The sequence below is a fragment of the Paenibacillus konkukensis genome (genome assembly GCF_023523925.1).
In the GTDB taxonomy this organism is placed as follows: Bacteria; Bacillota; Bacilli; order Paenibacillales; family NBRC-103111; genus Paenibacillus_S; species Paenibacillus_S doosanensis.
Window position 1 is genome coordinate 6,350,022 of sequence record NZ_CP027059.1, and the last position, 15,401, is coordinate 6,365,422.

11 protein-coding genes, 2 pseudogenes and 1 riboswitch are annotated in these 15,401 nt (G+C 54.1%); of the genes and pseudogenes, 10 read left to right on the forward strand and 3 right to left on the reverse strand.

Annotation, left to right across the window (positions count from 1 at the left end; all coding sequences use genetic code 11):
* The first annotated feature begins 61 nt into the window (after positions 1-61).
* Positions 62-1,018 carry a primosomal protein DnaI gene (gene dnaI / locus SK3146_RS27645; protein ID WP_249861793.1) on the forward strand — a complete coding sequence of 319 codons (957 nt, stop codon included), beginning with the start codon at positions 62-64 and terminating at the stop codon, positions 1,016-1,018.
* A 130-nt stretch (positions 1,019-1,148) separates the two neighbouring features.
* Here dnaI and SK3146_RS27650 read toward each other — a convergent pair whose 3' ends face one another.
* Entirely contained in the window at positions 1,149-1,295 is a 147-nt protein-coding gene (locus SK3146_RS27650) for a YqzM family protein (protein WP_249861794.1), read from the reverse strand.
* A 287-nt stretch (positions 1,296-1,582) separates the two neighbouring features.
* Between SK3146_RS27650 and trxA the strand changes: the two genes are divergently transcribed.
* Entirely contained in the window at positions 1,583-1,900 is a 318-nt protein-coding gene (trxA, locus tag SK3146_RS27655; protein WP_249861795.1) for a thioredoxin, read from the forward strand.
* A gap of 102 nt (positions 1,901-2,002) precedes the next feature.
* Positions 2,003-3,957: pseudogene (uvrC, locus tag SK3146_RS27660) on the forward strand (excinuclease ABC subunit UvrC).
* A gap of 246 nt (positions 3,958-4,203) precedes the next feature.
* Here uvrC and SK3146_RS27665 read toward each other — a convergent pair.
* On the reverse strand, positions 4,204-5,835 hold the full coding sequence (locus tag SK3146_RS27665) for a CPBP family intramembrane glutamic endopeptidase (protein ID WP_249861796.1): 1,632 nt from the start codon (positions 5,833-5,835) through the stop codon (positions 4,204-4,206).
* Between the two features lie 257 nt (positions 5,836-6,092).
* A riboswitch (cyclic di-AMP (ydaO/yuaA leader) is annotated at positions 6,093-6,248 on the forward strand.
* A 63-nt stretch (positions 6,249-6,311) separates the two neighbouring features.
* On the opposite strand from SK3146_RS27665, the pseudogene SK3146_RS27670 reads away from it, so the two are divergent.
* The 3 genes and pseudogenes from SK3146_RS27670 (at position 6,312) to SK3146_RS27680 (ending at position 9,580) form a co-directional block, all read left to right on the forward strand.
* Positions 6,312-7,663, forward strand: a pseudogene (locus tag SK3146_RS27670) (TrkH family potassium uptake protein).
* Between the two features lie 13 nt (positions 7,664-7,676).
* On the forward strand, positions 7,677-8,342 hold the full coding sequence (locus SK3146_RS27675; protein WP_249861797.1) for a potassium channel family protein: 666 nt from the start codon (positions 7,677-7,679) through the stop codon (positions 8,340-8,342).
* Between the two features lie 2 nt (positions 8,343-8,344).
* Positions 8,345-9,580, forward strand: coding sequence for a cation:proton antiporter (locus tag SK3146_RS27680; RefSeq protein WP_249861798.1), 1,236 nt, complete (start codon positions 8,345-8,347; stop codon positions 9,578-9,580).
* A gap of 23 nt (positions 9,581-9,603) precedes the next feature.
* On the opposite strand, the gene SK3146_RS27685 is transcribed toward SK3146_RS27680, so the two are convergent.
* Complete coding sequence (locus SK3146_RS27685; protein WP_249861799.1) at positions 9,604-10,503, reverse strand: LysR family transcriptional regulator; 900 nt, start codon at positions 10,501-10,503, stop codon at positions 9,604-9,606.
* Positions 10,504-10,915: 412 nt separating this feature from the next.
* Between SK3146_RS27685 and SK3146_RS27690 the strand changes: the two genes are divergently transcribed.
* The 4 genes from SK3146_RS27690 to SK3146_RS27705 all read left to right on the forward strand — a co-directional run bounded on the left by SK3146_RS27690 (position 10,916) and on the right by SK3146_RS27705 (position 15,327).
* Complete coding sequence (locus tag SK3146_RS27690; RefSeq protein WP_249861800.1) at positions 10,916-11,566, forward strand: succinate dehydrogenase cytochrome b558 subunit; 651 nt, start codon at positions 10,916-10,918, stop codon at positions 11,564-11,566.
* A gap of 16 nt (positions 11,567-11,582) precedes the next feature.
* On the forward strand, positions 11,583-13,340 hold the full coding sequence (gene sdhA, locus SK3146_RS27695; protein ID WP_249861801.1) for a succinate dehydrogenase flavoprotein subunit: 1,758 nt from the start codon (positions 11,583-11,585) through the stop codon (positions 13,338-13,340).
* A gap of 2 nt (positions 13,341-13,342) precedes the next feature.
* Positions 13,343-14,107: a succinate dehydrogenase iron-sulfur subunit gene (sdhB, locus tag SK3146_RS27700; protein WP_249861802.1), complete on the forward strand. Its 765-nt coding sequence runs from the start codon at positions 13,343-13,345 to the stop codon at positions 14,105-14,107.
* A gap of 170 nt (positions 14,108-14,277) precedes the next feature.
* Entirely contained in the window at positions 14,278-15,327 is a 1,050-nt protein-coding gene (locus SK3146_RS27705) for a LacI family DNA-binding transcriptional regulator (RefSeq protein ID WP_249861803.1), read from the forward strand.
* Positions 15,328-15,401 lie beyond the last annotated feature (74 nt).

A 15,401-nucleotide genomic window follows, 5' to 3' on the forward strand; every position in this document is an offset into this window, starting at 1 on the left:
GGCCGGGGACAGCGCTGTTATTTAAGTCGCTCGCGCAGACGGGGAAGGAGGAAAACTTGCCATGGAATCACTCGGCGAAGTGTTGCGTTCTATACCGAATCAGAAATACCGCCGGCAGGCGGAGGAGAAAATCCGGCAAATATTGACCGATCCGCTGATTCAAAAGCTGCGGGTCAAATATCCGGTTCTTGACGATCATACGTTAAAGATCAATATGAACCGGCTGTATCAATATGTAACCGAGCATAAGACATGCTCGGAATGCCCCGGGCTCGACAAGTGCCCGAACGATTTCGCCGGGCATTATACGATGCTGAACGTGGAGACGTCGGGCGGCGAGCCTCGTCTGTACGATTACAAAGTGTCGTGCAAAAAATTTATCGCCCAGCAATCGCAGGAGGTTGTGCGCAGCCGCATTCGCAGCTTCTACGTCGACGAGCGGGCCTTGTCGCAGGGCTACTCTTCAATGGAAATTTTCGATAAGGACCCGGACAGGGAAGAGGCCGTCGACCGATTGATCAGCTATATATTGCAGACGAAGCAGGAGGGATTGCAGAAGCAGGGCTTGTATTTGGCAGGCAGCTTCGGAACCGGCAAGACGTTTCTGATGTGCTATATGCTGCATGAGCTGGCCAAAAGCGGCTATACCGGCGCTATCGTCTATATGCCCGATTTCGCCGAGGATTTAAAGGCGATGTTCCAGGACCCGATGAAGCTGAAGGAAACGATCGATGCGCTGAAGGAGACGGATCTGCTCGTCTTCGACGATATCGGCGCGGAAAATCTCAATCCTTGGCTTCGGGACCATGTGATGGGAGCCATTCTGAACTACCGGATGAACCGGAAGCCGACCTTTTTTACGTCGAATCACGATTTGACCGCGCTGGAGCAGCATTTCAGCTTCACGAGCAAGGAAGGCGACGAGGAGTTCAAAGGACGCCGCATTATGGACCGCATACGGCCTTTCGTCGACGTCATTCTGGTCAACGGGTATAACAAGCGCGGCAAGTCAACATAACCTATAGCTGCATCCGAGTTCCGGCCGTTCATCTGTCATGTGCGGCCGGATTTTTTTGTGGACGGTAAAAAAAGCCTGCCCCGCTTGTGCAGCAGAACAGACTTTTGATAACAAAGGCAAGTCGGGCGGATTAGCGGATCATCACTTGAATGACCGTAGCTATGACCGCGATCAGAAGAAGAACTCCGAAGAATGCGCCGAAAGCAGAGGCAACATCCAGAAAGTCGTTGGTAGGTTCTTCCATTACGTGCAATTCAGGGTGTTTGGGATCGCTCATGTTTGAATATCCTCCTTAAAGGCAGCCCAGCGGGCAGCTTGATAAGCATAAGTCATGTTTGTCAAGCTTGTGCGTGTACTAAGTTAATCATAGTATACCCAACTTCAGAGTTCATTGTAAAGCAGGTGAAAGTGACAATTGTGCGACGTTTTTTGGACAATTTGTTCACGGAAGGCTGCGGTTCCATGGGAACAGATGGACGGGCGGGCCGCGGTTGAAAATGGGGTGCTTTGTGGTATACTTTACTTGTTGACAACATTTTATCCGTCGAAGGGAGAAAGCTTACAATGGCTATCGTAAATGTAACGGACCAATCCTTCACTAACGAAGTGGAAGGATCAGGTACGGTTCTTGTTGATTTCTGGGCGCCTTGGTGCGGACCTTGCAAAATGATCGCTCCTGTATTGGAAGAGCTTGATAAAGAATTGGGGGATAGCGTTAAAATCGCTAAAGTCAACGTCGATGACAACCCTGAATCCGCATCGCGCTTTGGAGTTATGAGCATTCCTACGTTGATCGTGTTCAAAGATGGACAACCGGTCGACAAAGTGGTTGGCTTCCAATCCAAGGACGCGTTGAAAAATGTGGTAACTCGCAATCAATAATCGTTTTCTACAGAAAACTCATAATGAGAAAAAGCTCTTTTTCTGCTATGCTGGGAAAAGGAGCTTTTTTGCTGTTTAGGGGAAAGGAGTGGAACTAAGGCGATGGTTGAAGGGGATCAAGAGCGGAAGCAAAGAGCGGAGGCGATTCGCAACAAGCTTGCGCTGCTGCCGGAGAAGCCCGGCTGTTATCTGATGAAAAATAAAGAAGGCACGATCATATACGTAGGCAAGGCCAAAGTGCTGCGCAACCGGGTGCGTTCGTATTTTACCGGGAGCCACAGCGCAAAAACGCAGGCGCTCGTAGTTGAAATCGTCGATTTCGAATATATCGTGACGGCCAGCAACGTGGAAGCGTTAATTCTGGAGTGCAATCTGATCAAAAAGTATCACCCGCGGTACAATGTGCTGCTGAAGGACGACAAGTCGTTCCCGTATATCAAGATCACGAACGAAAAGCATCCGCGCCTGGAAGTGACGCGCAGAGTATATAAAGATAAAGGCAAATATTTCGGTCCGTATCCGAACGCGTTTGCCGCGCAGCAGACGAAGAAGCTGCTCGACCGGCTGTATCCGCTGCGCAAATGCAAGACGCTGCCGGATCGTGTCTGTCTGTACTACCACCTCGGGCAATGCGTCGCACCCTGCGAGTATGAGGTGGCGAGCGAGGAATACGAGCGGATGGTTCAGGAGATCAGCCGGTTTCTGAACGGCGGGCATGACGAGATCAAGCAGGATTTGACGCGCAAAATGCACGAAGCCGCCGAGGAGCTGAACTTCGAGCGGGCCAAGGAGCTGCGCGACCATATCGTGCATATCGACGCCGTGATGGAGAAGCAGAAGATTACGACGCTTGACGCCGTCGACCGCGATGTGTTCGGCTATGCCGTCGATAAAGGCTGGATGTGCGTGCAAATTCTGTATATGCGCCAGGGCAAGCTGATCGAACGGCACACGTCGACTTTCCCTTATTACGGGGATGAATACGAGGATTTCATCTCGTTCATTACGCAATATTACAGCGATAATCCCGCGCTGCCGAAGGAAGTGTTTCTGCCTGCGGAGCCGGCGGCGGGAGAGGAAGAAGGGGACGCTGCCGCCGAAGCGCAGCTGCCGGCTGCGGAAGAGGACGGAGCGGCGGCAGGCTCGCTGAAGACGGACGTCAAGGAGGCGCTGGAGAGCTGGTTGAAGGTGAAGATTCATATTCCGCGCCGCGGCTTGAAGAAAAATATGGTCGACATGGCCTGCGACAACGGCCGGGTCGCTCTGGAAGAGAAGTTCCGGCTGATCGAACGCGACGAGCAGCGGACGATCAAGGCGGTGGAGAACCTGGGGAATGGCTTGGCACGGGCGTCATTCACCGCATCGAGGCGTTCGACAACTCGAATATTCAAGGCTCGGACCCTGTATCCGCGATGGTCGTCTTTACCGACGGCAAGCCGGACCGCAAGGAATACCGCAAATATAAAATTCGCACGGTGCAAGGCCCCGACGATTATGAAACGATGCGCGAAGTCGTGCGCCGCCGGTACGAGCGTGTGCTCAAGGAGAACCTGCCGCTGCCCGATCTGGTCGTAATCGACGGAGGCAGGGGGCAGATCTCCGCTGCGGTGGACGTGCTGGAGAACGAGCTGGGCCTCTATATTCCGGTATGCGGGCTCGTCAAGGACGAAAAGCATAAGACGGCTCAACTGATGATGGGAGAGCCTCCCGAGGTGGTGCAGCTGCCGCGGGACAGCCAGGAGTTTTACCTGCTGCAGCGCATTCAGGACGAGGTTCACCGGTTCGCCATCACCTTCCACCGTGAGACGAGAGCCAAGTCGATGATCGTCTCGACGCTCGATTCCATCCCGGGGATCGGCGAGAAGCGCCGCAAAGCGCTGCTCAAGCATTTCGGCTCGCTGAAGAAGATCAAGGAAGCGGCGATCGAAGATTTCAAGCCGCTCGGTATCGGCGAGAAGCTCGCTGCGCAAATTCTGCAGTCGTTAAACGGCGAAGCCGAGGATAACTCCTCCGATGACGCTTCCCCGGAAGCGGAGGAAGCCGGCCAGGAGGCGTAATAGCGGGTTAGCCGCGGGCATCCGCGTGCTCTACGGGATAGAACCGGATGTCGGGCGCGAGGCGGGATCGCTTGCTCAGGCTTTAAACACAGCGATTCGACGCTTTCATTCCCGCGGTCGCAGGCTCCCGGCAGCGATCGGCGATACAATGGCAATCTCAATCAACAAAAGACGCCTTTCCTCAGGCAGGAAAGGCGTCTTTGTTCCGCATTAGAGCCGTATCAAGGTGAAAAAGGAGCGGAGAAGCTAGGTTTTTTTAAAAGAACGCCTCAGCCTTGCGTGGAGCCAATAAGCCGCCCAGCCGATCAAAGCGGGGAAGACGATATAAAACAAGCCGATTGTGCTGATCGTCCAATGCTCCCCGTCGAACAGCGACAGCCCCATTAGAATGCTGTCCATCGACGCATGAGCGAACAGCACGGTCATAAACCCGTATTTCAGGAAGGCATAGCCGAAGATAAGGCCGATGATCGTCACTTCGATAAATCGCGTATAAACGGGATAAATCGGATACTGCGTATGGCTTAGCGCCCAAATCATGCCTGGGATCAATACCGCCGCGAAGCGGTTTCTGACCAGCTTCAGGAAAATGGCGATGCCGAACAGCCGGTAGACCGCTTCCTCGGAAATCGCCGCGGCCCACGCCATCAGCGGGAACAGGCCGGGCACCGTCATATTCAGCACGGAGTCTGACGGATCGTTGACAGCCCAGACGTCGAAATATTCGCCGGCAATAAAGTAGAGCGTCTGCTGAATGCCGAGAATGAACAGGCACAGCAGATAGCCGCGGAACATAGCGCTTCTTGCATGGCGTCCGAAGCCGTCGTTAGCCCATACCGGCCAGGTGATCCAGCCGCGCCGCTTCCACATATGCCTGCCCGCCAAGAAGGAGAAGTAGACGCTGACGGCCATCAGCGCGATGACAATGTTCAGAAACCACAGATTGAACGTCGCCTCCCACTGCGACGGTCCGTTCGAGTGCATCGTTCGCAGCGCCGGAATCATGTTGAAATTGTTCGTGATGTAGATAGCCAGAAACGAGGCGGTCAGAAACAGACCGCGGCGGAAGGTGATTTGCCTGCGGTAGCGAATCACGACGACCAGAGCCGCCGCCGCCATCAGGAGCGAAGCCAGCATGCTGATGCGCGTCATCGTGGAAGCATTGTCGTTCTGCTCGTCCTGCCAGCTCTTGAACGAGGCGGGAATGCCGAAGTCGGCATGGAACGCGGTCGTCTTTCCTTCGGATACGGCCAGGAGCAGCCGCAGCCTGGCTTCGCCGATTTGCTTGCTTTTGCTTATGTAGACGAAACCGGTGCCGAGCGCCGACGTTTTTTGCCGGTCTTCGGGGTCGAGCGGGCTTGCCTCGCTAAAGTCGGCGGGCGAATACCCCTGCTCCGCCATCGTCCGCTCGGCCGCCTCCCGCGGATCGGAGGCTTCGGACGAGACGGTCTGCCGCTTCGCCGCCGGGGAGGTGAAGGCCGACCAGCCGAGGATGCGCAGATTCGCGAAATCCACATCTACATAGTAGGTTTTCCCTGTGCCGTTCTCGTTAATTTCGACTTCGAAATAGTCGATCGGGTAGTCCGGATAGCTTTTCAGATAAGTTTCCAGCAGCTGCTCCTTCTGCAAATATCCGCTGCGGTCCGAGTGGGACTGGAACAGCGTGCTCGCCGCATAGTCTTCCGCAAGGGAAAAGCGGTCGCGTACGAATCGGACGGCTGCGTCCGCCGCCTGCTGCTTGGTCACCTTCGGCAGCGACTCGCCGGTTTCCGCGGCATCCTCCGGATGCAGCCAAGAGGAGCCGAACAGGACGGCCAAATAGAGGATGATTCCGAAAACTGCCAATTTCAGCAGAGAAGATTCCGCAATTGGTTTCACTATGAAATTCTCCTTACCGTAGAATGGGCGATATTGTGAAAAGGGTATGGAATATAAGTACATTGTATTCATTAAACTTAGCATAGATGCACAGCGGAAATCCAATGAAATTACGAGCTACGAGGGGCAAAACGCTGAAAAGCAGCGCGGAGGCTTCCCCCGCTTCATGCCAGGTCAAGTATTGACTTGTTTATCGTTTGATTTCGAGCCAAAGCGACTTTGTACTTATAATGAAAGAACATTATAATTCATATCAATTGAATACGAAGCCGAATTTCTTATCGAAAACGGGGGAACCATTTGCAGTAAGGGGTGAATTCGATTCCATTGCCGACGAAACATCGCAATGGAAACGATAGGGTGCTGTGACCCGAATCCGTCAGCTAACCTCGTAGGCTATCGCAGGAACCTATTATGATGACATTGGGTTTCCAGTGTCTTTTTTTGTTGCCCTAAAACATTCGCCGAGGTGAAATATGACATCCGCCATAAAAAAAATCGAGCTGACTCCGCCGCAAATTCTCGTGATCGGTTTCGCCGCCATCATTTTGATCGGCGCCGCGCTGCTCTCGCTGCCGGTCGCCTCCGCCTCCGGAGAGCCGCTGCCATTTCTCGACGCTTTCTTTACGGCTACTTCGGCGACTTGTGTTACGGGGCTGGTCGTCGTGGATACGGGCACGTTTTTTTCCAAGTTCGGACAGATCGTCATTATCGCGCTGATCCAGGTCGGAGGGCTCGGATTTATGTCGATGGCGACGCTGTTTGCTTTTGCGCTGAAAAAACGAATTTCTCTCAAGGAACGGCTCGTTTTGCAGGAGTCGTTGAATCAGGGAAGCATGGAGGGGATCGTGCGGCTGATCCGCAAAGTGATCCGGTATTCGCTGACCATCGAGCTGGTCGGCGCCATTATTTTCTCGATTCGCTGGTCGCTGCAGTTAGGGCCTGCCAAGGGCATTTATTTCGGCTTCTGGCATGCGATATCGTTTTTCAATAACGCAGGCTTCGATTTGTTCGGTTCGGTTAACGGACCGTTCAGCAGCTTAACCTCATTCGTGGGCGATCCGGTCGTCAACCTCGTCACAATGGGGCTTATCGTGCTGGGCGGCATCGGCTTCGTCGTCATGTCGGATCTGCTGGAGTTCAAAAAGCGCAAGCGGCTGTCGCTCCATTCCAAAGTAGTGCTTAGCGCAACCGGTGCGCTGATTATCGCCGGCGCCCTGGTCATTTATATATTTGAATACAGCAATGCCAAGACGCTGGGCTCGCTGAGCTGGTCAGGCAAAATATGGGCCGCCTTCTTCCAGTCGGTGACGCCGCGGACGGCGGGAGCCAATACCGTCGATCTCGGCAGCTTGCGCCAGGCGACGCAATTTTTCATGATCATCCTGATGTTCATCGGGGCTTCGCCGGGCTCGACGGGGGAGGGATCAAGACGACCACCTTCACGACGCTGATCGGCGCGATGATCGCCATGGTGCGCGGGAAAGAGGACATCGTGCTGTTCCGTTACCGCCTCGGTAAAGACCGGATTTTGAAAGCCATCACGCTGACGATGATCGCTCTATTCCTCGTCGTGTTCGTCGCGATGATTTTGTCGACGACGGAGGGGCACCCGTTTCTGATGATTTTGTTCGAAGTGACCTCGGCTTTCGGCACCGTCGGTCTCACGATGGGAATGACGACCGATTTGAGCCTCGTCGGCAAAATATTGATCAGTTTGATGATGTTTGCCGGCCGCTTGGGGCCGCTTACGTTGGCATACGCGCTCGGACCGAAAACGGAAAAAGAGCTGTATAGATACCCGGAAGGGAAAATTACGATTGGATAGGGGTACAAAAACAATGAAACGTAGTCAGTATGTCGTCATCGGGCTGGGCAGATTCGGCTCTTCTCTGGCGAAGGAATTGATCAATTTGGGGTACGAGGTGCTGGGCATCGATAAGGACGAGGAAGCCGTCGACGAGATGAGCGACACGCTGACGCATGTCGTGACGGCCGATTCGACGGACGAGGACGTGCTGAGATCGCTCGGCATCCGCAATTTCGACTGCGCTATCGTGGCGATCGGCGACGACATTCAAGCCAGCATTTTGACCGCGATTCTGCTGAAGGATATCGGCGTCAAGACGGTCGTTACCAAGGCGCTTTCCGAGCTGCACGGCAAGGTGCTGCAGAAGATCGGCGTCGACCGGGTGATTTTTCCGGAGCGGGATATGGGAATTCGGGTCGCGCATCAGCTGGTCTCGCCGAATTTGCTCGATTACATCGAGCTGTCCAACGACTATACGATCGTCGAGCTGTCCGTGCCCAAACGGCTGTCAGGACGGTGCTTGAAAGATTTGGACCCGCGGGCCAAGTACGGCTGCAGCGTCGTGGCGATCAACAAGAAGCACGGCGTCATCATCGCCCCTAGCGCGGCGGACATGCTGGAAGAACAGGACGTTATGGTCATTATCGGAACGAACGATCAAATCGAATCCTTCGAGAGCGAAGTTATCAATTTATAACTATGAACAATGAAGCCGCAGAGATGATTCACCATGTGTTGTTATTATTAATTCTTATTCTTGGTTTGGGTATGCTGTTCGGCCGCCTGGCGGGCCTGATGAAGCTGCCGGATGTGGCGCTGTTCCTCATCGCCGGGATGATCGTAGGGCAAGGGCTGCATTGGGTGAGCGAGACGAGCAGCTCGTTTACGAACCAGTTCATATTGACGATCGGTTCGACGCTTATTTTGTTCGACGGAGGGCGCAATATCCGGCTTGCGGGGCTGAAAAAAGTATGGCTGACGGTCACGCTGCTTAGCGTGCCGGGCGTGCTGATTACTTGTTCCGTCGTTGCGCTGTCCGCCCATTGGCTTCTGGGAATCCCGATGATCTATGCGGTGCTGCTCGGGGCGATTGTTTCCTCGACCGATCCGGCGACGCTCATTCCCGTGTTCAAGCAGGTGCGCATTCGCACGAAGGTGCGGGAAACCGTAGAGAGCGAATCGGCTTTCAACGATGCGACCGGCTCTATACTTACGTTCTCCGTCCTTGCCGTGATTACGGGAAGCCAAGGCTTCTCGCTGGCCGGCAGCCTGGAGGATTTCGCTCGCACGGCGCTGGGAGGCATTGCGGCGGGGGCGGCGATCGGGCTGGTCATGGCCTTCATCACCGGCCATCTCAGGCTCGGCTGGCTGCGCGATTATGCGGCGATAGCGCTGGTCGTGACGGCGCTCGGAGCTTACTGGGTTGGAGATGCGCTGCATGTCAGCGGGTTTATGGCTACTTTTACGGCGGGACTTATTTGGGGCAACGCCGATATATTCAAGCTGGATTTGAACGATAAGCTGAAGGAAATGACGCATTTCAGCGAGAACATGACGATCATTATGAGGATGCTGATTTTTATTTTGCTCGGCAGCCAAGTGAATTTGCGCATCATCGCGGCCAATTTGTGGCCGAGTCTGGCGGTAATCGCGGTTTTCATCCTGATCGCAAGGCCGCTCACAGTGCTTGCCTGCACGCTGCCCGATCGCAAGGCGGGTTGGAAGCGCGGCGAGATCCTGTTTATGTTCTGGGTGAGGGAGACCGGCGTCATACCGGCGGCTTTGTCCGGAATGGCGGCGGGGCTGGGCGTGAAGTACGCCGACGTCATCGCCTCGGTCACCTTCCTTGCCGTACTGCTGACAATTTTGCTGCAGGCGAGCACGACGGCTTATGCGGCGCGAATGCTCGGCATCGAGGAGAAGGACGAAGGATAGCGGCTGCAGCCGAGGCCTTAAGATCAGCCCGGCCGGTTGAAGTAATCCTTGGCCTTCTCGATAAACTGCTGGGCCGACGCATGATGGACGACCTCTTCCGTGAATAACAGGGAGGTCGTTCTTGTCATTTGCTCGAGCGCCGGAATGAAGCGGACGACCAGCTCGTTGTCTTTGACCAGATTGCTGCGCAAATACGATTCCGGCAGCAGCGTCGCCGTCTTGCACGTCGAGACGAGGCGAATGATCGCTTCGAACGAATCGATCTCCATTTTGACGTCGGGCGCAATGGCGTAGCGGTGGAACATTTCGTCCATCAGCACCCGGTACCAGGTGCCACGCGAGAACAGAATCATCGGCAGCTCGTGCAGATCGGCGATTTCGATCGAGGATTTGTCGACGAAAGGATGCCCGAGCGGCAGCACCAGACAGAGATGATCGTCGAACAGCGGAATGCATTTGAGGCCGGGATGCTCGATCTTGGAGGCGACCAGGCCGATGTCCACTTTGCGGTCCTTGACCATCGGCACGATCTCGTGGGTTTTGCCCGTTACCGCCTTAATGTCCGTATTCGGATACGTCTTCGTATAGATCGTAATCAGATCGGGCAGCGTCGATTGCAGCGTCGTCAAGGAAGCGCCGATAATAATGCTGGCCGGCTTGACCGTCGTCTTGAAGTCCTGAATCGACCGCAGCAGCTTGCGCTCCAAATGGCGCTGCTCGATGGCGTATTCATAACAGATTTGCCCTGCGCGCGTAATCTCAAGCCGCTTGCCTTTCCTTAAGAACAGATCGACGCCGAGCTCTTCCTCCAGCTTCATGATTTTGCGAGATAGGGCGGGCTGGGAGATATTGAGCGCCGCGGACGCTTTGTTCAGGCTCTCCAGCTCTACGACTTTGGCGAAAATATCGATATTTTCGAACAAGAACAATACCTTCTTTCCATTATATTCGGAAGTGTGAATACGGATTTTCTCTTTTTCACCACCCTTTTAGATGAAAGAGAAGAACCGGCCCCGCGCTCGTCTTCCCGCTTCGCGTTTTGTCTTTTTTTACGGTTAATTTGCGGTTAAGTGATTAAGTTTATTGCATATGTCAAAACTGAATAACAGTTTATAAATAATCGGCACTTCCATTATAAGCGATAATGGAGTAGTATGGTGTAAGTCACTTATTGTTCACATTTTTTCGCAGACATTTGCATAAAAAAATGTCGAACCATGGAAAATAGGCGTAGCAAATGCTGTTGACGCTTGTTTCTTGCGGGAGTACAATGAAGGTTGGTTTTGTCAACACATGTGAACAACCTACATACTTTTGAGGGGGGAAAGGATTTCAATGTTTCGTAATTCGTATTTTTCACGCAAGCTGCATTCATTGCTTGGTGTTATCCCGGTCGGGTTCTTCCTGATCGAACACCTTCTGACGAACTACTCGGCGACTAACGGACCTGAGAAGTTCATGGAGCATGTGAATTGGCTGCACGAGCTGCCTTTGATGCTGCTCCTGGAAATCGTAGGGATCTGGCTGCCGCTCGCATACCACGCGATCTACGGCCTCTATGTCGCCTACACGGCCCGGAATAACGTATCCAACTACGGCTATTTCCGCAACCAAATGTTTTTCCTGCAGCGGGTAACTGGGGTAATTACGTTCTTGTTCGTAGTATTCCACTTATGCCAAACCAGATTGCAAATCACGCTCGGCTTGCCTCAAGAAGAAATCGGGGTCCAAATGCATCACATTGCATCGAACCCGGTTTATTTTGTGCTGTACTGTATTGGCATTGTGTCCGCGGTATTCCATTTCAGCAATGGCATGTGGTCGTTCCTCGTTAGCTGGGGCGTTACGATCGGACCTCGGGCGCAGCGGGTATCCAGCGTGATCTGGATGGTAGTGTTTGTTATTATGTCGATCATGTTTATCATGTCTTTGAGCGCGTTTGTAAGCCCGGATTTCCAAAACGTGCCGCAGATGGCTAAAGGTTAAGGAGGAGTGAACAACAATGGCTAATCAAAAAGTAATCGTAGTCGGTGGAGGTTTGGCCGGGTTAATGGCTACCATCAAAGCCGCGGAAGCCGGAGTTCACGTTAGCCTGTTCTCTTTGGTTCCTGTGAAACGATCCCACTCCGTGTGCGCCCAGGGCGGCATCAACGGTGCGGTTAATACGAAAGGTGAAGGCGACTCCACTTGGGAGCACTTTGACGATACGGTATACGGCGGCGACTTCCTTGCCAACCAACCGCCGGTTAAAGCGATGTGCGACGCTGCGCCCGGCATCATTCACTTGATGGACCGGATGGGCGTTATGTTCAACCGTACGCCTGAAGGCCTGCTCGATTTCCGCCGTTTCGGGGGAACGCAGTATCACCGTACGGCATTCGCAGGAGCAACGACAGGTCAACAATTGCTGTATGCATTGGACGAGCAAGTACGCCGCTGGGAAACAGCCGGACTTGTGACCAAGTACGAGCATTACGAGTTCCTCGGAGCGGTTCTTGACGACGACGGCGTATGCCGCGGCATATCGGCCCAGGATCTTCGCAGCATGGAAATTCTAACGTTCGGAGCCGATGCGGTCATTCTGGCCAGCGGCGGTCCCGGCATCATTTTCGGTAAAACGACGAACTCCGTTATCAATACCGGTACGGCGGCGAGCGCGGTGTACCAGCAAGGCGTGCACTATGCGAACGGAGAGTTCATTCAAATTCACCCGACGGCGATTCCGGGCGACGACAAGCTTCGCTTGATGTCCGAATCCGCTCGCGGCGAAGGCGGCCGGATCTGGACCTACAAAGACGGCAAGCCTTGGTACTTCCTTGAGGAAAAATATCCGGCTTACGGTAACCTGGTTCCCCGCGATATCGCGACCCGCGAAATTTTTGCGGTGTGCGTAGACCAGAAGCTGGGCATTAACGGCGAGAATATGGTTTACCTTGACTTGTCCCATAAAGATCCGCATGAACTCGACGTGAAGCTGGGCGGTATCATCGAAATCTATGAAAAATTCATGGGCGACGATCCGCGCAAAATTCCGATGAAAATCTTCCCTGCCGTTCACTATTCGATGGGCGGAATGTGGGTTGACTTCAATCAAATGACCAACATTCCGGGCTTGTTCGCCTGTGGCGAGTGCGAGTATCAATACCACGGCGCGAACCGTCTGGGAGCGAACTCGCTGTTGTCTGCGATTTACGGCGGCATGATTACCGGTCCGAAAGCGATCGAATATATTAAAGGCTTGAACAAGCATGTAGACGACATTTCCTCCAGCGTATTCGACCGCGAGAAGAAAAGACATACGGACAAATACGAAGGCCTGCTGAAAATGGAAGGCAAGGAAAACGCCTACGTTCTGCACAAAGAGCTCGGCGAATGGATGACCAACAACATGACGGTCGTTCGTTACAACAAGAAGCTGGAAGAAACGATTGCCAAAATCAACGAACTGAAGCAGCGCTACCGCAACATCAGCATGACGGATACGGCCCGCTGGAACAATCAGGGCGTCGCTTTCACCCGTCAGCTGTGGAACATGCTGGAGCTGTCCCATGCGATGACTTTGGGCGCTCTGCTGCGCAACGAAAGCCGCGGAGCTCACTATAAACCTGAATTCCCTGAACGCAATGACGAGGATTTCCTGAAAACGACGAAGGCCAAATGGACGCCGGACGGCCCTACGATCGATTGGGAAGATGTGGACGTGTCGCTGATCAAGCCGCGTAAACGCGACTACTCGACAGACAAGAAGGGAGGACATTAATCATGGCAGAAACGACTACGGCCGGAAAAAAAGTCAAGTTTATCGTTACACGCCAAGATTCGCCTGAGAGCAAGCCTTATACCGAGGAATTCGAAGTGCCGTACCGCCCTAACATGAACGTGATCAGCGCGCTCATGGAAGTTCAGCGTAATCCGGTCAATGCAACCGGCCAGAAAACGACGCCGATCTGCTGGGAATCCAACTGCTTGGAGGAAGTGTGCGGCGCTTGCTCGATGGTGATCAACGGCAAGCCGCGCCAAGCTTGCTCCGCGCTGGTAGATAAGCTGGAGCAGCCGGTGCGCATCGCGCCGATGAGCACATTCCCTGTCGTACGCGACTTGGTCATTAACCGCGAGCGCATGTTCTCGGCGCTGAAGCGCGTGAAAGCCTGGATTCCGATCGACGGTACGTACGATCTCGGTCCCGGACCGCGGATGGCCGAATCGAAGCGCCAATGGGCGTACGAATTGTCCAAATGCATGACCTGCGGCGTATGTTTGGAGTCTTGTCCGAACGTCAACGACAAAACGACGTTTATCGGGCCTGCGGCGGTTTCCCAAGTTCGTTTGTTTAACGCTCACCCGACGGGTGAAATGAACGCGGAAGAACGTCTGGAAGCGCTGATGGAAGACGGAGGCATCGAGGGCTGCGGCAACTCGCAAAACTGCGTGCGCTCTTGCCCGAAAGGCATTCCGCTGACGACTTCGATCGCTGCGATGAACAAAGATACAACCAAGCATTTGTTCAAGAAATGGCTCGGCATGTAATCATAGAACGATACGGCAAATCCCTTTCGCGAGGAGCTTCCTTGCGGGAGGGATTTTTTTGTTGTTTAAGAGCCAATAAAGAGGCTCTTGACGAAGCGGACGATTATTATTAAAATTAGTTTAAACGTTTTAATTGAAACGTTTAAACCTAAATTAAAAGGAAGTTCTCTATGAGCAAACACCGTTCCGTTACCATAGTAGATATAGCGGAAGCAGCGGGCGTTTCCATCGCTACTGTGTCCAATGTATTGAACCGGCGCAAAGTGCCCATGGCCGAAGAAACGATCCGTAAGGTGGAGAAGGCGGCCGAAGAGCTGGGCTATCGCCGCAATGTGATGGCGGCCAGTCTAAGCCGCAAGAAGTCTTACGAGCTGGGACTGATCGTCCCCGGTTTTATCGGCTACTACGGGCTTTTTGCCGAAGTGATGGAACGTACGGCGCACCGGTTCGGATACCATATGTCCGTGTTCTCGGCAGGAGGTTACGACCCGGACATGGAGAAGCGGCATTTGGACGTACTGCTTCAGCGCAGGGTGGACGGGCTGTTCTGCCACGGCTTGGCGATGTCTACGGATACGACGCGCCATATCGTTAGCGACGGGACTCCGCTTGTGCTGTTTAACGGCTGGAATTGGCCTCAGGACATCGCTGCCGGAGCGGTCAATCTGGATTTTGCCGGAGGCTGTTTGGAAGCGGTGCGGCATTTGGTTCGGCAGGGCTGCCGGTCTTTGTTTTATCTGGGGCGGTCGCGGGCGCATGAGACGAACAAGCAGCGCTTGAAAGGATTCCGCCAAGGGGCTGCCGAGGCCGGAGACGGAATTCGCTCTTATGTCTTGGAAGCGGACCCTCAGCCGATGGCCGAGCTGGTCCGCATGACCCGGGAGATGAGCGGGGACGGGCCGGTCGGCATTCTCGCCTTTGACGATCTCGTGGCGCTTCGGTTTATGTCCGCAGCGATCGAGCAGGGTTTGCGGGTGCCGGAGGAGTACAAAATTTTCGGCATCAACAACGATGTCGTCTCCCACTCCTGCTACCCGCAGATCACGACGCTCGATATCCCGTACAGCCAGCAGGCCAGGTTGGCCGTCGATCTGATGCTCCGGCAGCTGGGAGAGGATGAGAAGGCCGGCGAGGAGCATGAGCGGCAGGCGCTTCGCGAAGGGCACGAGATTCGCATTCCGCTGACCTTGATTCCGCGTTTATCGACGGCGGCTACATAAGCCAAGACCGACAGACGGGCAAACCGCTGCTGCCAATGAAGCGGCATGATCCCGACAAAAAAAGCGATTATACA